This window comes from Neorhizobium sp. T7_12 (assembly GCF_002968535.1).
In the GTDB taxonomy this organism is placed as follows: domain Bacteria; phylum Pseudomonadota; class Alphaproteobacteria; order Rhizobiales; family Rhizobiaceae; genus Neorhizobium; species Neorhizobium tomejilense.
In genome coordinates this window covers 140,555-156,595 of record NZ_PVBK01000003.1, presented here as the reverse complement: position 1 = coordinate 156,595, position 16,041 = coordinate 140,555, and the positions used below count along the sequence as shown (strand labels likewise).

Sequence of the window (16,041 nt, the reverse complement as noted above, 5' to 3'; positions counted from 1 at the left end):
CACGTGTATGACAAATCCGGACTCATATCAATGCGGGAGTGAATTCCATTTACCTTGAGAGGCATTGATCGGCGCCGGCGGAGGTCAAAAACAAAAGCTGGACGGTTAAATTCGTCTGCTGTATTTCGTCTACTCGGCAAATGTCAAAAATTGGTATGATGACATCGGCCATCGTTTTCCGACCTGTCGGCCTTTTTCGAGCATGGAAGCCGGCGTGCAAACGAGTGACGAGATGCGGACAGATCCAGACGTTTCCGAATCCGAGTTGGATCGGGAAGCCAGGCTGCAATTCCTCACTTGGGAGCGCAGGCCTGCAGATATTCAAAGCGATTCCCAAAAGAGGCTGAAGGAGAAACTCGCGCGGTCCGCCGGGGCGCAAATCGCAGACAGCGCTTATATCGCAAGCGACGCCCGCATTTTCACATCATCTCTGATCCTCGGCGATCGATCCTGGATTGCAGGGCACGCCCTCGTGCGGGGAGATGTGGAGATCGGCGCCAATTGTTCGGTCAACCCCTACGCATGCATCTCCGGAAAGGTCCGGTGCGGAAACGGCGTGCGTATTGCCTCGCTCGTTTCGATCGTCGGTTTCAATCATGGCTTCGACGATCCGGACATACCGATCAACGATCAGCCTCATGAGACGCTCGGCATTACGATCGGCGATGATGTCTGGATCGGCGCCAATGCGGTCATTCTGGACGGCGTGACGATCGGGAGGGGTGCCGTTATCGCCGCCGGGGCCGTTGTCACCAAGGACATTCCAGATCTGGCGATCGCAGCGGGAGTGCCGGCCAAAGTCGTGCGCCGTCGCGGGGAAACGGCAACTGCGGGAAAATCGCGCCGCGCCGAGGTAGAGCAGGCGTTGCTGCTGATCAGCAGGATAGCGGAAGCCGAGTGGCGGGACGTGCGGGAACGGCATCTGACGCCCGACGGTTATCTGTCGCCGGATGCCGATGGCATGGCACGCATGAGCGTCAGGCATGAATGCGACGCGATCGAGATCGCCGCCGGCTTTGGAGAGCAGCCTTCCGGGAATGAGGCGAAGGCCATCGTCGATCGTCTGCAGGCGCTGCAGGACCCCGCGACCGGCTTTTTCCCCGATCCGTTTCGGTCACCCGATCCTGCGAAGAACATCCGCGATGACTCCCTCGCTCTCTATAACGTGCTGGCGGTCGGTTATGCGCTGGAGATACTGGGCGCCCATCCATCCTATCCGATCTCGGGCGTCGAGATGGACGCCGTTGGGTTTTGTGATTGGCTGGAGACGTTGCCCTGGAGCACCCGGGCATGGTGGTGCGGCGACCGGGTGGACGCTATCGCCACAGCACTCTATTTCAACGCCCGGTATTTCAGGAGCGGCAGGGGTAAGGAAATCCTCTTTGGCTGGCTTTCGACCCATATCGATCGTTCGACCGGACTGTGGGGCAAGCCGACCGCGGAACAAGGGCTGCTGCAACCGGTCAACGGCTTTTATCGCCTCACACGCGGAGCCCATGCCCAGTTCGGCATCCCGGTCCCTTTCCCTGAAGCCGCCATCAATTCCGTTATGACGCATTATCGAAACAACCGCGGCTTTTCCGGCCCAACCTACACGGCCTGCAATCTGCTCGATACGATCCATCCGCTTTGGTTGTGCCTCAAGCAGACGGATTTCATGCGTGGTCAGGCGGAAGCAGTGGCTGCGGACATCATTCTGCGTTCACCGGACCGGTGGCAGGCAAAAGGGGGCTTTGCCTTCGCCGACGGTCAGACAGGAAGCCTGCAGGGCACGGAAATGTGGCTTTCGACCCTGCACCTTGCCGCGGACCTGTTGGGCCTGGCGGAAAATTTCGCCTTCGTTCCCAAAGGCGTGCATCGGACGCGACCGGCGGGAATGGGACTGTAGCGCTTGCGGGCGTTGATTGTCGCCTAGCGGAACCGCGGAGGTCGTGGCGGCGAGTTCGAGTGGATTTCGTGCACAGGCGCATGCTTTCCCAGAAGCCTTAACATCTTCTTTTCGTCCTCCAGCCGCATTCCGTTTTTGCGGCAATGTTCGGCGACGTCGTGGTCGCGTGGCCCAGGAATTCTGACCTGCCGACTGGTATCTTTTTTCATGACGCTTCCTCCTGACTGTACAACGCTCCAAAGGGGGTGATTGTTCGTTAGAAGGAGCTAAAATTCAACCCCTGCCGTCAGAATCCGCTGTCGCGTGAGAGGGGATATTGCCCGCATCAGGCTCTACCGGGCTCAGCCAAGCGTGTCGCCGACCTTCCCATCGAGAAAAAGCCCCTCTGCAGAGCAGAAGGGCTTTCTCGTATCAACGCCAATCCCGGTGATCGCGCCAGTCGCGATGGCCTCGCCATTCCCAGCGAGGCGGTCCTCGGTGGTCCCATCGATCCCGACGATCCCAACGATGGCTGTAGCGGGGCGGCGGCGGCCGCCAGCGGTTGGGGCGGCAATCGCCCCACCGGTTCAGATGGTAACCGCGGCCGCAAGCCCAATCGACCTTTTCGGCGGTTGGTTTTGCCGGGACGGCAATGTTTCCGATCGGCATGGCATTTGCCGCGCCTCCAAAAAGACAAGCTGCGATCAAACTGGCCGCTAAGACTATCCTGCGCATCGGTTTCCTCCAGAGTGCACACGGTGACAGATTGCGGCGCGATCCTTGAACCGTTGCTGAAGTTCGCATTCATCTGAGCTTCAGCTTATGTACATTTTGCGCGGGGGTTTCCCTCTGGTTTCAGCCGATCTCAGCGATAACGCGAGCGGTCCCGGCCGTCGTCACGGGAGTCGGAATCGTCCGAAGACGTTCCTCGCTCCAGCCGGTCCAGCACCTGCAGGAGAAGATCCGCGCAATCCTTTGTGGGTTCGCCATCGGCGCAGCGCAGGTCGATCGTGGTTCGCCCGTTCTCGATGCGGAAACGCGCGCCGCGCTCCCGTGGCGGTCGACGGTCGGCCATCGGAGGCATCCGCCACTCGTCTGCGTCCCTGTCAGCGGCCGGTTCCTGAGGACCGGGCGGCGGTGGGTTCGGGGCGCGATCCCGCTCAGCCTGTGGCGGGGTGCTGGGAGACGCGTTAGGCGTTTCCTGCGCGAGTGTCAGGTTGGCCGACAGCGAAAGAACGGCCGCTGCCGTGATGAAAAGACGTTTCATGTCGGGCCCTCCGGTTCCGGGTGACCAACGAACAATGACAAGGGTTTGTTTGTTCCAGCCGGCGTTCGCGCAACGGCCGTCAGCTCTGTCCACTCGGGTCTGGGGCCGAACACCGTCGTCGGCGGAATTATCAGACGAGGTAGTGGATATGGGGTCGTGAATGGTGCGGCGAGGCTTCGACCCGTGCTTCGACGCAAAATACGTCCCTCAGCAGGGCTTCGGTCAGCACCGCTTCCGGTGCCCCGCCGGCAACGATCTTGCCGTCCTGCAGGACGATCAGCTGATCGCAGAACATCGCTGCATGATTGAGATCGTGAAGCGCGATAATGCTCGTCATCGGCAGGCCGGAAACCAGCCGCATCAGGCCGATCTGATGCTGGATATCCAGATGGTTGGTCGGTTCGTCGAGGATGAGTTCCTTCGGCGATTGCGCCAGCGCCCTTGCGATATGGGTCCGCTGCTTTTCGCCGCCGGAAAGGGACTGCCAGCGGTCGTTGCGCTTGTGGGCCATGCCGGCGCGTAGAAGAGCGGTCTCGACCGCTTCGTCGTCGGTGAGCGACCAGCCGGAAAATATCGACCGGTGCGGAAACCGCCCGAGCTTCACCACGTCGACGACCCTCAGATTGGCATTGGTCGTGGCGTGCTGTTCAACGAAGGCGACCCGCTTTGCGATCAAGCGCCGCCCGATGGTCTTGAGATCCTTGCCTTCAAGCATGATGGAGCCCGAATGCGGCAGTTTCAGACCCGCGAGCAGACGCAGGAGCGAGGTCTTACCCGAACCGTTCGGTCCCAGCAGGCCGAGCGTCTTGCCCGGCTGTGCCGCGAACGAAACGCCGTCGAGCACGGTCTTCCGGCCAATTTTCCAGGTGAGGTTTTCGGTCTTGATGCTCATGACGCGCGCTGGAACCGGTAGAGGATGATCGAAAAGAACGGCACGCCGACCAGCGCGGTGACGACGCCGATCGGCAGGACCTGCTGCGGGATGAGGGTGCGTGACGCAATGTCGGCCACCACCATGAAAACGGCACCGATAACGGCGCAGGCCGGAAGCAAGCGGACATGCAGTGGCCCGACGGCAAACCGCGCCACATGCGGTACGACGAGGCCGACGAAGCCGATCGAGCCGACCATGCTGACGATCGTCGCCGTCATCATCGCCGTCAGGGCGAAAAGCACGATGCGTGCGCGCGCGACATTGACACCGAGTGACGCCGCCGCCTCATCGCCGAAGGCGAAGGCATCGAGCACGCGGGCATAAAGCAGGCAGGCCAGCAGCGCGATGCCGACGATGATCGAGACCAGCGTCAGTTCCGGCCAGCGCACGCCGCCGAAACTGCCAAGCAGCCAGAACATCACGTCGCGCGCCTGCTGGGCATTGCCCGACGTCGTGACGATGTAGGAGGTCGAGGCATTGAAGAGCTGCGAGGCGGCGACGCCGGCAAGAATGGTGCGGTCCGCACCGCCGCGCGTGCCGTTGGATAGCAGCGCCACGAAGAAGAAGGCCGCGAAGGCGCCGGCAAAAGCCCCGGCCGACAATGAAACCGCGCCTGCGCCAACACCAAGGATGACGATCGCGACGGCGCCGGTGGACGCGCCGGCCGAAATGCCGAGAACGTAGGGCTCGGCCAGCGGGTTGCGCAGCAGCGACTGCATGATGGCTCCCGACAGGGCGAGGCCCGCACCGCAAAAGGCCGCGACCAGCGCCCGGCTGAGACGGTAGTCCCAGATGACCGTCTCATGGATACGGTTGAGCCCTACCGCCGTCCATCCCAGCCGATTGGTGACCGCAGAAAAGGTCGTCGCGAGCGGGATCGGCAGATCGCCGATCCCGACGCTTATGCCGACGACGAGACCGATGGCTGCAAGCGATGCCACCAGCACGGCTGCGAAGGCGAAAAGCTGCTGAAGGGAGCGGCGCTTTTCCGTCACTTCAGAAGACCGAGGGCCTTCAGCTGTTCGGACACTTGTTCGGCGCCATAGATCGTCCGCACGGTCGGGTTCATGGCCTGACCGTCCATCACCACCATTGCCTTGTTCTTCACGGCGGTGATCTGGCTGACGGCCGGATCGGTGGTCAGGAACTTGATCTTTGCTTCCGGCTTGTCGAGCTCCCAGCGGTTGCGGTCCAGGTTGGCAACGACGATCACGTCCGGATTGGCAGCGATGATGCTTTCCCAGCCGAGCGTCGGCCATTCGGCTTCGGCGGTGACGGCATTGCGGCCGCCCAGGACATCGGCGATGAAGCCGGACGCTGCGTTCTTGCCGCCGAGATAGGCATCGGCCGAGGGGCTGGGGCTGGAGAACCAGAAGACGTAGGAGAGGCTTTTGCCGTCCTTCGGAACGCTGGAGCGGAGCTTGGCCTCGCGCGCCTTGAAGTCGGTGATCAACGCCTGGCCGCGATCTGTGACATCGAAGATCTGCGATAGTTCGTCGATTTCCTTGTAGAGCAGATCCATGTTCCAGAGCTGGGCGCGGCTGCCGTACTGGTCCTTGACCTCCTTGGTGCTGAGGCAGGTGCTGGGCGAGAGATAGGTCGGCACGCCGACCTTGTCGAAATCCTCACGCTTGGCGACCTTGCTGCTCGGGCCGACCAGGCTCGGCAAAGCGGCGGCCACGAAATCCGGGTTCTCCGCCAGGATCGATTCGAAGGTCGGGAATTCGACGCTCAGAAGCTTGACCTTGGCATTGGCTTCCGCAAGCTGCGGCAAAACCTTGCTCGGCCAGAAGGCGGTGCCGGCCATCTTATCCTGGAGGCCGAGCAGCAGCAGGATTTCCGCGCTGTTCTGGCCAAGCCCGATTGCCTGCTCGGGCGCCTTCTGGAAGCTGACCTGGGCGCCGCAGTTTTCGATGGTCAGGGGGTATTTCGTCGATGCGAATGCCGAGGAAACAGTGAAGCTGGATGCAGTAGCGATCAACAGCGCGGTCAAGGTGGATTTTAGCGTGAGCATGGCAGGTCCCGGTTCAAGTCTGCCATGGCGAATAGCCGTTCCTGCTCGTTTTAACAAGATAAAGCCAGTCACCTTTGATGTAGCAAGCTGACATCCTGCCGAAGGCGCACTGTCGCCTGCGTTGCAGATCCGGGCCGCGGCGGAGCTGAAACAGGCTCCATCAGATCAGGTTGTGCTGTTTTGCCTTTATCAGGGCTGCGAGCTCGTCACCGCTGACGATCGGCTCGGGGATTTGGCCGCAATGAACGAAGAGTTCGATTGCCGGAAGCTCGCGGATATTCTTTCTGCAATAGGCCAAGGCCTTTTCCAGCGAGACGAAGGTCCGGCTGGGGACGTCGTCTGACCAACAATGCACCGTGGCGGGCACGCGTGCATATCCCGGAATCCGGTCGGGCATTTTTCGGGTTTCCTCGGCGTATCGTTCTGATGCGAATTTTGGTCACAATTATCATATGGTAAGAATGCGCGTGGGTTTAGCTGGCGGAGTGGTTACCGATCTGAAACCCGCAGCGCGGCAATTTGAACGGCCTGCGCCTTATCTTCCCGCGCTAGGGAAGAAGGCGCAGCGGGGTGGTAGCGTCAGGTGCCGGCATAGATCCCATACAGCGCGATGAATGCGTAAAGGCAGAAGGCTGCGACCGCGACGCCGGCGATAAACATCACCAAGCCGCGGCCGGCGATGACTTTCCGCTTCTTTTCGGGTTCGGGATCCGCCGACGGCGACAATCCAGTCGGTGTTTCGCTCCTTGGCGTTTCGTTTGGCTTCATCGTCAATCACTTCGTCTGGTCGATGGCGTGCGGAGACGGCGGTGTTTGAGGACCCGTGGGCTCGCCGGGGGTCAGGAAAAAGAAATAGACTGCACCGATGACAAGTGCGGCCGCTAGAATGGCGGTGACAAATTTCATCATGTTGTTGCCGGCTTTTCTGGACGTGTCGTTCATGAAGGCTCCAACATGCTGGTCGGCTAATAGTTCCTCGCCCGATGCCGGGAGCTCATGATGGCGCTCCAAGAGCGGTCGCGGATCAAGCTGGTCTTCAAGCCGCTGCCGCAAGCAGGACGCTGGCGACGATCAAGCAGGCAAGCGCTGCGTTCAATCCGATGTAAAACGCCAGCTCGTGTTGGTGGTTGGGTTTGCGGTGCATCTCGTTCTCCTCCTGAAATCTCAACCTGCCGTCGCGTTAGAAAGTTCCGGCCGGCATTGTCATGGCGCTGAAAAGGGATTGCACGAAGAAGAACAGGAAAACGCGCCGTCTAGTCTCCCGCCGCCCCAAGCCCAAGCGGCCCATTGATCCTGTTCAAGGCTTCTCCGAGGGATTTGACCGCTTCCATCGTCACGGCCTGTGCCGACATCAGCATCGCAAGGTCAGCGTCCTTCCCCTGGTGGGACAGCGCGAGGGCGCGCTTGTGCAGCTGTTGGCTCATGGTGCCGAGTTGCTCAAAAGTATTTTCGTCCATTTTCATCCTCCGAAGTCTGCGCGGTTTTAAAGCCCGAAGCCGGCATTCAGTTCCAATCAGCGAACTGAACGGCAGAATTCGTAAGCGGCCGCGGACTAAACATCTGGGGATCATCCGCTTGCTGCCGAAGGCTCCGGCTCCCGCTCTTTCGTGGGAGCCGATTTGTCGTTTTCCAGGTCAATGCGGTGGCAGAACCACGTTGCTGTCGGTGGTGCTTTTGACCGGCTTCTGCCCCGGGACGTGGGACATGCTGCGCGTCTTGCTTTGCAGCTCATCATCCTTGACCCGCGTTTTCGTCTGAGATTTGCTGAATGTGCCCTGGTCCATCGCCTGCGCCTTCGACTGCGCCTTCAGCTGGTTCGGGTTCTCGTTGACCTTGGTCTGGCTGCGGGCTTTGCCATCGGCCGTCGCCGCACTGCCTCCAGAGCCGATCGAGGCCGTCGTGCCGTCGTCGGTCTGACAGGCTCCCGCGGTGCCGAGTGTACTTGCCGATGTGCCGCCTGCGGCGGCGGTGCCGGCGGAGCCGACCGTGCCGGCCGAGTTGCAGTCCTGTGCAAGCACGGGTGTGGTGGCGACCGAGGCCATAAGCACGAGGCACGCCAGGGATATTTTCTTCGACATGTCTATCTCCTTCATTTCCGAGGCTGGGTGACGTCGCAGGTGCCGTCCGACCGGCGGGTGATAACCGTTCCATCAGGCTTGGTGACGCTTGCCGTCGAAAATGCCTGATTGCCGGCCGTGCCGGTTGTGACGGACGAACCGGCGCTGGACGAAGCCGAGCCACCGCCCGAATGCATCGTCGTTGTCTTGCCGTCGATTGTCGTCGAGGACGATACGCTGCCGCCGCCTGCGGTCACCGATGTCGACGTGCCGCTGCCGGTCGAGGCCGTGCTTTCGATGACGGTGCAGGTGGTGCCGTCGTCAAGCTTGATGGTTTCGGTGGCAAAGGCCGAGATCGCGGTGATGGTCGCCAGGATCAGCGGCAGTGCGAACGTGCCCTTGTATGCGAATGATGCCGAGGTCATTTCGGCTCTCCTATTGATAGGACGAAGGCGGAGCTATCCGCCCTCGTCCGATGGATGGGACTAGCAGGAAGCGCCGTCTTTCTTGGCCTGGCCCGGAGGACATGCCTTCTTGCCCTGTCCGTGTTCAGAGCCGGCCGCGCCAGCCGAGCTGCCGCCGGTTCCGACCGAGCTGGTCGACATGCCGTCCTTGGCCGAGGTGCCGCCGGTGCCGAGCGTCGAAGCGGAGCCCGACCCACTGCCGGAACCTGCCGCCGAACCGCCGGTGCCAACGGAGCTGCTGGACTGGCCATCGCCTGCCGAGGTGCCACCGGTGCCGAGTGTCGATGCCGAGCCGGAGCCGCTGCCCGAGCCTGCCGCCGAACCGCCGGTGCCAACCGAGCTGCTCGACTGGCCGCCGCCGGCAGAAGAACCGCCGGTGCCCAGGGTCGAGGCGGAACCGGTGCCGCAGTTGGTGGTGCCGGGCGCGCAATTGGTTCCGGCAGAACTGCCGCCCGTCCCGACCGTGCTGCTGGACGTGCCGCCGCCGGCACTGGTTCCTCCGGTGCCGACAGTGCTGCTGGTCTGGGCGAAGGCTGACAGTGTAGTGCCCGCGAGAAGCGCCGCGGCAAAGGCCGCGCGTGTAACAATGTTCATCTCTTATCTCCTTGAGTTTCCACATGCTTCCGACCGCGAACAGCGTTTCCGAAGCTGTGAAGAAAACTCGCTTTCGACGGCGCGTGTTCCCGGCCTCAGGCTTCAGTCCCATCCAGGCTGGGACCTTGGGCCATGGGCGACACCGACCAAGGTCCCGAGCGAGGGGGAAGAGGTCGCTAACGCGGAACTTGGACCGCAATTGCGGGTTCAAGGCGTCTCGAAAAAGGAGGTTCAGATGGAAGAGAGCGTGTATCAGGCGCGTTGGCTGCTGATCATCATCGCCTTGCTGGTTGTCGCAATGACCACCGTCGGCGCCGCAGCCGGGTGAGCGGGCCTGAGGGCGGCTGGCGGGAGGGAGCGCCTTCTTTGGCGGGTCCCTGCGAGAGGGCAGCGGTAAAACGGAAACCACTTGCCGAGCCGACAAAGACTTTTCCGTTGGGTATGGTGCTTCGTGCTTGCCCGCAGATATCCCGAGATGCTCTGTTTCGAGCTCGTTTCAGGCTCGAATCTGCCCCTGAATTCGCCTGCATCGCTTCTGAATATTATGGGTGATGCGCTCCAGCAATCTCGTCGGATCGCCAGCGGTGTCGACGATCTGCTTCGCGACATCTTCGCAGAAGCCATCAATTACCGCCGCAAGCTCCTGGACACGCCTGATAGTCGATGCACCGCTCAACCCGACCTCCTCGGCGAATGCTTGCCAATCTGCTCGCCTCAAGTCAGGCCCGATGAAACGCCCGGCGATGCCTTGAGGCAGACTCTGATCAACCTGCCGGTAGACCGCCGCACACATCAAATCGTAAAGCGGCGCCAGCTTCGCAGATCCGCCAGCACCGAGCAGGATGGAGTAGTTCTTTGCATGGGAATCCGAATTGCAGATCAGTACGTTGAAAATCACTGCGTCGAGAAGCGTCAGGCGCTCGCCGGGGGAAACAAGATCGCTGACGGCGTCGAACATCATCTTCAATGTCACGCCGCGGCCCGTCTGGGATCGCTCGTATTTCTGCGATGGAAAATGACCCGTTAGCTGGCAAAGGTCTTCCTGGTGAAGCCTGCGGATCTCACCTTGTGGATCCGTAAAACGGTCATAGCGCTTCACCAGCAAATAGCGTCGTTTGCCGGCTATGCCGAGCGTAGCTTCGGCCGCTTGCAGTCCGCAGGCCCGTGCAAGGGCCAGGCAGAAGGCTTCGTTCTCGACGCTTCCAGCCAGACGGTTGGTGTCTGGCTTGATGATATGGGTCGATGGCGTGCCATCGACCGGGATCGAGATAGCGCCATTCTCATCAACGAAGACGGGTAGCTTTTCCTGCACGCCTGCCAGCGACATGGAAACCCCTCGCTCACCGACCAGGAAGGGTTTGGCGGGAAGTTCGTTGAGAATGCGCTCCAGTTTTGCCTCGTCCGGAATGGGCTGGAGGTTGACGCCTGCCTTTCGTGGTTCGCCGATCGAGAGCGCTCCCGCCGTGTCTCGGCCGATGTGGCCGAGCAGGCCCACGATGTCCTGAGGTGAGACTTTCAGCCGCTGGCCGATCTCGGCGAGATGGGTTTCCGGAAGCAGGTTGGCGAGCCATGGCAGCAGCCTGTCTGCATCGACCGTTCCTGATCGCAGCGGCATGGTCAGCGAGATTGGGAAGGCCGAGCGGCGCGCTTCCCAGGATGGATCGTAGTCGAGACGCCATTCGCCTTCGAAAGTCATCTCGCCAACGCGGAAGGTTTCGTAGAAGATGGTTGTCATCGACCATCACCGAAAGTCGGCAGGAAGCCGAGGCCATCTTCCGATGCTGTGGATGACGCTTGGGCTGTCTTCAGGTCACCGATCTCGATGCCGACGGTGCGCGTGACGATCAGCGCCTTCTCGAGCTGGCAGCTCGGTTTGCCCGATTCGAGTTCGACGATGAAGCGTTCGCCCGTGCCGGAACGGCTGGCAAGTTCTTTCTGGGTCCAGCCGAGGCCTTTACGTTTTTCCCTGACGGCAGCGCCGAAATCGCGTGCGGATCTGAACATTGAGCATCTCCTGTATCGGCTTACCGTACAGGAAGATTTCCTGAGTTTCAATGCCATCCTTCCCGATCGGGAAGTGTCGCTCTTGGACATATAGATTCACCCCGATCGGGAAGTTTTTACAGTCGAAGGAGAACGCCAATTCTGGGTCCTTGAGCTCAGGGTATCGCGCGGCTATCTGCGGAAAGTCCCACCGATTCCGCCGAAAGGCGCACGAACGCACATTCTGTTGTGAGAAACGATATCATCAGGTCTGACGGCGAGAACGGCTTGCGCCAGCCGAGATCATCCAGAGTCGATTTGCTGTTCCCAGCGCTCCAGATCAATTTTGATATGGGCAAATGCTTCGCACGCCGCTCATGAATTCTCGGGCGGACTCTCTTCGATCTCAATTGCACGCAATGCGGCCCCGTCGCCAAGGCGGCGGGGCATTGACGTCGCTTGCTCTACTGTCGAGGCCAGTTCGGGGACCTCCTGCAGTTCATCGTTCGAAGGTGTTGCGATTTTGAGTAGGTAGTCTTCGCTCGCGACCCAGGGCACCAGCTGCTACATGGCCAATGCAGCTTCGCGTTTTGCTCGCGACGCAGCATCCGCAGCGCTCGAACAGCGCTGGTCGATATCGCCGCCGAGCGCGCGTGCCGCGTCAACAGCCCTTCGCAGGTCAGTACTGTCGTTCGTTTCCAACGAGTGAGCCCGCAGACGAATATGGACGTTGATGCCCGGGCGGGCCTCTAGTCGTTCAGTCTGAGAGACAGGCAGCCGAGCCCCTGTCGCCAGATGCGCTTTTTTACCTTAGGTCTTTGGTAAGGCATGCCGGGTTGCGTCGCCACCCGGCATGCCGGATCGTTACTTTACCGCCAGCGCCTCGTTGATCTTGCCGGCGTCAGCCTCGAGGTTCTTGTAGGTTTCCTCCAGGCTCAATTCGCCGACGATGAGCTGGCTCATGCGCTGGACGATCTGCTGGTAGATCGCCGTCCCGCCCTTCATGCGTTCGAAATCTCGCGCCGCCTGAGGAACGTTCTTCTTGTTGTCCAGAAACACCGCCATGGATGCCTTGGCGTCGTCGCTGGAGATCTTGTATTGCGGGTTCTTGATGTCCGCTCCCGTCAGGATGACATAGGTCTCGGCGATTTCGCGCTGCACCTTCTCGGAGCCGAGAAACTCGATGAACTGCGCTACCGCTTCGGGATGTTCGGTGCGCTTGAAGCCGACGATCGCGGTCGCACCCGGCATCGCATAGCAACCCGCATCCCCGCAGGGTGCGTTGATGGCCGTCCACTGGAAGGCGTTGCCGATCTTCTTCTGGAAGGGGTTCACCATCCAGTTGCCGGCGAGGTAGGTGACGACATTGCCGTTGACGAACTCATCGCCCATGTTCTTGTACTGCGAGCCGCCGGCTGCCCCCCACATCTCCTTGGGAAAACTGCCGTTCTGGGTCCAGGAATAGAGGTCGGCGATATATTTGCGGGCGCCTGCATCCGGGAAATTGAACTTGCCGTCCTTCACATAGACCGAGCCGTAGGAATAGGCGCCGCCGGAAAAACGGTGGCCCGACCGGTCCATGGTGAAGGGGATCTGCGCGCCTGTCGCCTTTGCGACGCGGGCGGAGGCTTCCACGATCTCCTTGAGTGTTGCCTTGGGGCCGGGCAGCGGCTCGCCGGCCTGCTCGAACAAGGTCTTGTTGACGAACGGCAGGTTCAGCGTCTGGGACGCGACGTAGCCGTTGATCGACTTCGGGTCGTTGATATTCGGCAGGCGGAGCTGGTTGAGGCTGTCCCCGTGGAGCTTGGCGAAGGCGTCCGGGTCCTTCATGTGAGAACGCATGTCGAGATAATAGGGCGCGAGCTGCCAATCGGTTATCTTGGCGAGATCCGGACCCTTGCCTGCCGCCAGCTGGACCGGCAGCTGCTTCACCACCGCGTCATAGCCGGAAGACACGAAATTGATCTTGACGTCGGGATGTGACGCCTCGAACTCCTTGCTCAAGGCGGCCATGCGCTCGACATAGCCCTGGTCGTCGTCGGTGAACAGGAAAGTAATGGTCTTGGCGTCCGCCATGGCCGCGCCCGAAAGAGCGAAGGCCGAGAATACGAACGCGCTTATCCCTGATAGAAGTCTCTGCATTTTCCATCCTCCCAATGAAAATATTTTCACAATTCGGAAGGTTTCCTTTCGGATTTTCCTTCGAATTTCTCCTTTTTGAAGCTTGACAATCCAAACGTCAAGCTGTCTTGTCGCCCTAAATTCGAAACTGCTCACAAAGCTGACGTAGCGAGTTTCAACTTATGAAAAGATTTTCATGATCTGAGGGAGGCAGTCATGGAGCACTCACCTGCAGCCGCAGGCCGTTCCGGCGGTGCCAGCTATCATGTCGCCCCGGGCGAAACCGTCACCGCGTGGGTCGTCTCGGATTTGCGCCAGACGTATTTTCCAGGTGAACCGGCGCCGGCGGAAGATCGCGTCAACTACCGCTTCATCAACGGCTTCGTGGATGTCGGCGACCTGCCTTGCCGGAAGGCCTTCCAGGCGCAGATGATCGGACGGAAGATCCGTGCCGAGCACGACTGGAAGCCGGCCTCCCTGAACCTGCCCGGGCCGAACCGCCGCGTCGAGTTCACCGGCTTCTGGCACGTGGCCACCCATGTCGGCCGCTGGCTGCGCGGCAATTTCCGCGCCGAGGCTGCCCGTGACGTCCCGATGCGGCTGAGAACCTGCGGCGGCGTGCGGATCTGGGTCAACGGCGAGGAACAGGTGCGGTTCGAGCCCTTCCGGCGTAATGTCGAAAGCGAGACCGAGATCGTCCTGGCGCTGAAGGCCGGCGACAATGACATCCTTCTCTTGACTGAAGACCTGGCGGAGCGGGACACGATCTGGTTCTTCGAGCTGGAACTGGCCGATACCCAGCCCCTGGACATCGCCCTGCCCACCGCGCTGGACCGGCAGGAGGTTCGGCGGCTCGAACTCCTCGCGCGTGCCATCCGGCCCGCCGCCGACGTTTTCGTCGATCGCCCGCTGGAGATCCTTTTCGACAGTCCGACGGGTGCCGATCTGCCCGTCGGCATCGAGGTCTACAGCCATGGTCATGACCGGGCCGTGCTGGCGAAGGCGGACCTGATGCTGGGTGCCGGCGAGACACGGCTTGTCGCTCCCGCAATCAAAGGCCTGCCGGACGGATATCACGGCATCAGGCTGAAGATCGGTTCCGGCGCCGCGGCCGTCGCCCGCCATATCGACGCCGCCTTCATGAGCGGCCTCGTCCTGCCGCAAGCCGCCGCCACCCTTGCCGATCGCAAGCGTGAGGCGCTGATCTTCAGCGCCCGTTTCGGCGCCGAGCGGATCGGCCGCGTGCTTGCCATGGCGGCAACCGGCGAGACCGACCGCGAGGCGATGGACAGGATCATCGCCGCCACGCTCGAGATCATCGACCGGCGGGAGGACTGCTCGGATTTCGTGATGGTGCCGCTCCTCTGGCTCCTCGGCGAATATGAGCATGTCCTGGCACCGGAGACGGCGGAAAGCATCCGCGCCTCCGTCGCCGGCTACCGCTATTGGGTGGACGAGCCCGGCAACGACGTCATGTGGTTCTGGAGCGAGAACCATGTCCTGTGCTTCCACACGAGCCAGCTGATCGCCGGCAGGTTGATGCCGGATACCGTGTTCTCCGCTTCCGGCAGGACGGGCCGCGAGCAAGCGCGGCTGGCGGAAGGTCGGCTTCGCCGCTGGTTCGACAGCGTTGAGGCGCATGGCCTCGCCGAATGGAATTCCGCAGCCTATTATCCGGTGGATTTCATCGGTCTGCTCGCCCTCGAACGCTGGGGCGGGGGCGATATCGCCCCGCGTGCCCGCCATCAGCTGGATCTGATCTTCCGGATGATCGCGCTGCATACGCTGGCGGGCGTTCCCGCGGGCTCCCAGGGACGCGCCTACGACAAGGAGCTGCGGGCCGGGCCGCTCACCGAACTGGCGCCATTCGCCCGCGTGGCGTTCGGCAGCGGCTGGCTGAACGGCGGCGTCGCTTCGCTGCCGATGTTCTGCGCCGGTTCCTACGCGCCGCCGGCCGACCTGCCGGAGTTTGCCCAGCTGGCGCCCGGACGCTCGATAGAAGCACGTTACGCGCAGGGGCTCGAAAGCGGCAAGCTCGTGCTCTTCAAGACGGAAGCCTCGCAGCTCTCGACCGTGGTCGATCACAAGACCGGCCGGCGGGGGCACCAGCAGCACGTGCTCGACATTCGGCTTGCCTGCCACCCGATGGCGAGGCTCTGGGTCAACCATCCCGGGGAAGACGACCCATGGGGCACGCAGCGCCCGTCCTATTGGGCCGGCAACGGCGTTCTGCCGCGCGTCATGCAATATCGCGACGTCGCCCTGCTGATCGCCGACACCGAAGGCACCCGCCATGCCTGGACCCATGCCTATCTCGGTCGCGACGGCCTCGATGAGGTCGTCATGGACGGAAACTGGCTCCTCACCCGCTCGGGCCGGGGCTTTGCGGCACTCTACGCCACGAACGGACTTGAACTCGTGACCGACGGCGCGACCGCCGGGCGCGAGGTGCGCTCCGAGGGTGCCCTCACCGGCTGGGCGGCCGTGGTGGGCGCGGGCGACGAAGCCGCTTTCCGTCGTTTCGTCGAACGTATCCGCGCCACCTCCGTCTCGTTCGACGCCGACAGCAGGGCGCTGAGCCTTACGCCGCCGGACCGCGAAACGCTGACGCTCGCTTATGCCGGCGGATTCATCGTCGGCGGAGAACCACGACCTTTCATCCACGGCCAGCCCGTGCCGATCCTGACCTATGACAGCACGACCGCCGGCGACGGCGCCCATCCATTCTATTCATAAAGGA

The 16,041-nt window shown here is 61.7% G+C and carries 18 protein-coding genes; 2 read left to right on the top strand and 16 right to left on the bottom strand.

Going from position 1 to position 16,041, the window contains the following annotated elements; genetic code table 11:
• Positions 1 to 232 precede the first annotated feature (232 nt).
• Positions 233 to 1,888 carry a DapH/DapD/GlmU-related protein gene (locus C5J26_RS09730; protein WP_105401578.1) on the top strand — a complete coding sequence of 552 codons (1,656 nt, stop codon included), beginning with the start codon at positions 233 to 235 and terminating at the stop codon, positions 1,886 to 1,888.
• A 23-nt stretch (positions 1,889 to 1,911) separates the two neighbouring features.
• On the opposite strand, the gene C5J26_RS09725 is transcribed toward C5J26_RS09730, so the two are convergent.
• The 16 genes from C5J26_RS09725 to C5J26_RS09650 form a co-directional block, all read right to left on the bottom strand.
• Positions 1,912 to 2,097, bottom strand: coding sequence for a hypothetical protein (locus C5J26_RS09725; protein WP_105401577.1), 186 nt, complete (start codon positions 2,095 to 2,097; stop codon positions 1,912 to 1,914).
• Between the two features lie 202 nt (positions 2,098 to 2,299).
• Complete coding sequence (locus C5J26_RS33635) at positions 2,300 to 2,536, bottom strand: GCG_CRPN prefix-to-repeats domain-containing protein (protein ID WP_370651217.1); 237 nt, start codon at positions 2,534 to 2,536, stop codon at positions 2,300 to 2,302.
• A 196-nt stretch (positions 2,537 to 2,732) separates the two neighbouring features.
• Positions 2,733 to 3,134, bottom strand: coding sequence for a hypothetical protein (locus tag C5J26_RS09715; RefSeq protein ID WP_206051168.1), 402 nt, complete (start codon positions 3,132 to 3,134; stop codon positions 2,733 to 2,735).
• A gap of 130 nt (positions 3,135 to 3,264) precedes the next feature.
• On the bottom strand, positions 3,265 to 4,026 hold the full coding sequence (locus C5J26_RS09710) for an ABC transporter ATP-binding protein (protein ID WP_105401576.1): 762 nt from the start codon (positions 4,024 to 4,026) through the stop codon (positions 3,265 to 3,267).
• Positions 4,023 to 5,063 carry an iron ABC transporter permease gene (locus C5J26_RS09705; protein ID WP_105401575.1) on the bottom strand — a complete coding sequence of 347 codons (1,041 nt, stop codon included), beginning with the start codon at positions 5,061 to 5,063 and terminating at the stop codon, positions 4,023 to 4,025. The genes C5J26_RS09710 and C5J26_RS09705 overlap by 4 nt, the downstream gene beginning before the upstream one ends.
• Entirely contained in the window at positions 5,060 to 6,082 is a 1,023-nt protein-coding gene (locus tag C5J26_RS09700; protein ID WP_105401574.1) for an ABC transporter substrate-binding protein, read from the bottom strand. Before C5J26_RS09700 ends, C5J26_RS09705 begins: the two co-directional genes overlap by 4 nt.
• 160 nt (positions 6,083 to 6,242) lie before the next feature.
• A complete protein-coding gene (locus C5J26_RS09695) occupies positions 6,243 to 6,479 on the bottom strand; it encodes a hypothetical protein (RefSeq protein ID WP_105401573.1) in 237 nt (78 codons plus the stop codon).
• 182 nt (positions 6,480 to 6,661) lie between these two features.
• Positions 6,662 to 6,850, bottom strand: a complete 189-nt coding sequence (locus tag C5J26_RS32615) for a hypothetical protein (RefSeq protein WP_172745501.1) — start codon at positions 6,848 to 6,850, stop codon at positions 6,662 to 6,664.
• Positions 6,851 to 6,856: 6 nt separating this feature from the next.
• Positions 6,857 to 7,024: a hypothetical protein gene (locus C5J26_RS09690; RefSeq protein WP_172717081.1), complete on the bottom strand. Its 168-nt coding sequence runs from the start codon at positions 7,022 to 7,024 to the stop codon at positions 6,857 to 6,859.
• Positions 7,025 to 7,335: 311 nt separating this feature from the next.
• Positions 7,336 to 7,539: a hypothetical protein gene (locus C5J26_RS09685; RefSeq protein WP_046631777.1), complete on the bottom strand. Its 204-nt coding sequence runs from the start codon at positions 7,537 to 7,539 to the stop codon at positions 7,336 to 7,338.
• Between the two features lie 177 nt (positions 7,540 to 7,716).
• Complete coding sequence (locus C5J26_RS09680) at positions 7,717 to 8,160, bottom strand: hypothetical protein (protein WP_105401571.1); 444 nt, start codon at positions 8,158 to 8,160, stop codon at positions 7,717 to 7,719.
• An 11-nt stretch (positions 8,161 to 8,171) separates the two neighbouring features.
• Positions 8,172 to 8,564 (bottom strand): hypothetical protein, encoded by a 393-nt coding sequence (locus C5J26_RS09675; protein WP_046665903.1) that lies wholly within the window; start codon positions 8,562 to 8,564, stop codon positions 8,172 to 8,174.
• A 60-nt stretch (positions 8,565 to 8,624) separates the two neighbouring features.
• Entirely contained in the window at positions 8,625 to 9,197 is a 573-nt protein-coding gene (locus tag C5J26_RS09670) for a hypothetical protein (protein WP_046665904.1), read from the bottom strand.
• A 496-nt stretch (positions 9,198 to 9,693) separates the two neighbouring features.
• Positions 9,694 to 10,932 carry a type II toxin-antitoxin system HipA family toxin gene (locus C5J26_RS09660; RefSeq protein WP_105401570.1) on the bottom strand — a complete coding sequence of 413 codons (1,239 nt, stop codon included), beginning with the start codon at positions 10,930 to 10,932 and terminating at the stop codon, positions 9,694 to 9,696.
• On the bottom strand, positions 10,929 to 11,201 hold the full coding sequence (locus C5J26_RS09655; protein ID WP_105401569.1) for a helix-turn-helix domain-containing protein: 273 nt from the start codon (positions 11,199 to 11,201) through the stop codon (positions 10,929 to 10,931). The genes C5J26_RS09660 and C5J26_RS09655 overlap by 4 nt, the downstream gene beginning before the upstream one ends.
• Before the next feature lie 843 nt (positions 11,202 to 12,044).
• The gene (locus C5J26_RS09650; RefSeq protein WP_105401568.1) at positions 12,045 to 13,322 is read right to left on the bottom strand and encodes an ABC transporter substrate-binding protein; all 1,278 of its coding nucleotides are present in this window, start codon (positions 13,320 to 13,322) and stop codon (positions 12,045 to 12,047) included.
• Between the two features lie 195 nt (positions 13,323 to 13,517).
• Between C5J26_RS09650 and C5J26_RS09645 the strand changes: the two genes are divergently transcribed.
• Entirely contained in the window at positions 13,518 to 16,037 is a 2,520-nt protein-coding gene (locus tag C5J26_RS09645; protein ID WP_105401567.1) for a hypothetical protein, read from the top strand.
• The last annotated feature ends 4 nt before the right edge of the window (positions 16,038 to 16,041 follow it).

Excerpts from the sequence above, each read along its gene's own strand:
- C5J26_RS09730 (WP_105401578.1), top strand. The coding sequence starts at position 233 with ATGCGGACAGATCCAGACGTTTCCGAATCCGAGTTGGATCGGGAAGCC.
- C5J26_RS09725 (WP_105401577.1), bottom strand. The coding sequence starts at position 2,097 with ATGAAAAAAGATACCAGTCGGCAGGTCAGAATTCCTGGGCCACGCGAC.
- C5J26_RS33635 (WP_370651217.1), bottom strand. The coding sequence starts at position 2,536 with ATGCCGATCGGAAACATTGCCGTCCCGGCAAAACCAACCGCCGAAAAG.
- C5J26_RS09715 (WP_206051168.1), bottom strand. The coding sequence starts at position 3,134 with ATGAAACGTCTTTTCATCACGGCAGCGGCCGTTCTTTCGCTGTCGGCC.
- C5J26_RS09710 (WP_105401576.1), bottom strand. The coding sequence starts at position 4,026 with ATGAGCATCAAGACCGAAAACCTCACCTGGAAAATTGGCCGGAAGACC.
- C5J26_RS09700 (WP_105401574.1), bottom strand. The coding sequence starts at position 6,082 with ATGCTCACGCTAAAATCCACCTTGACCGCGCTGTTGATCGCTACTGCA.
- C5J26_RS09695 (WP_105401573.1), bottom strand. The coding sequence starts at position 6,479 with ATGCCCGACCGGATTCCGGGATATGCACGCGTGCCCGCCACGGTGCAT.
- C5J26_RS32615 (WP_172745501.1), bottom strand. The coding sequence starts at position 6,850 with ATGAAGCCAAACGAAACGCCAAGGAGCGAAACACCGACTGGATTGTCG.
- C5J26_RS09690 (WP_172717081.1), bottom strand. The coding sequence starts at position 7,024 with ATGAACGACACGTCCAGAAAAGCCGGCAACAACATGATGAAATTTGTC.
- C5J26_RS09685 (WP_046631777.1), bottom strand. The coding sequence starts at position 7,539 with ATGGACGAAAATACTTTTGAGCAACTCGGCACCATGAGCCAACAGCTG.
- C5J26_RS09680 (WP_105401571.1), bottom strand. The coding sequence starts at position 8,160 with ATGTCGAAGAAAATATCCCTGGCGTGCCTCGTGCTTATGGCCTCGGTC.
- C5J26_RS09675 (WP_046665903.1), bottom strand. The coding sequence starts at position 8,564 with ATGACCTCGGCATCATTCGCATACAAGGGCACGTTCGCACTGCCGCTG.
- C5J26_RS09670 (WP_046665904.1), bottom strand. The coding sequence starts at position 9,197 with ATGAACATTGTTACACGCGCGGCCTTTGCCGCGGCGCTTCTCGCGGGC.
- C5J26_RS09660 (WP_105401570.1), bottom strand. The coding sequence starts at position 10,932 with ATGACAACCATCTTCTACGAAACCTTCCGCGTTGGCGAGATGACTTTC.
- C5J26_RS09655 (WP_105401569.1), bottom strand. The coding sequence starts at position 11,201 with ATGTTCAGATCCGCACGCGATTTCGGCGCTGCCGTCAGGGAAAAACGT.
- C5J26_RS09650 (WP_105401568.1), bottom strand. The coding sequence starts at position 13,322 with ATGCAGAGACTTCTATCAGGGATAAGCGCGTTCGTATTCTCGGCCTTC.
- C5J26_RS09645 (WP_105401567.1), top strand. The coding sequence starts at position 13,518 with ATGGAGCACTCACCTGCAGCCGCAGGCCGTTCCGGCGGTGCCAGCTAT.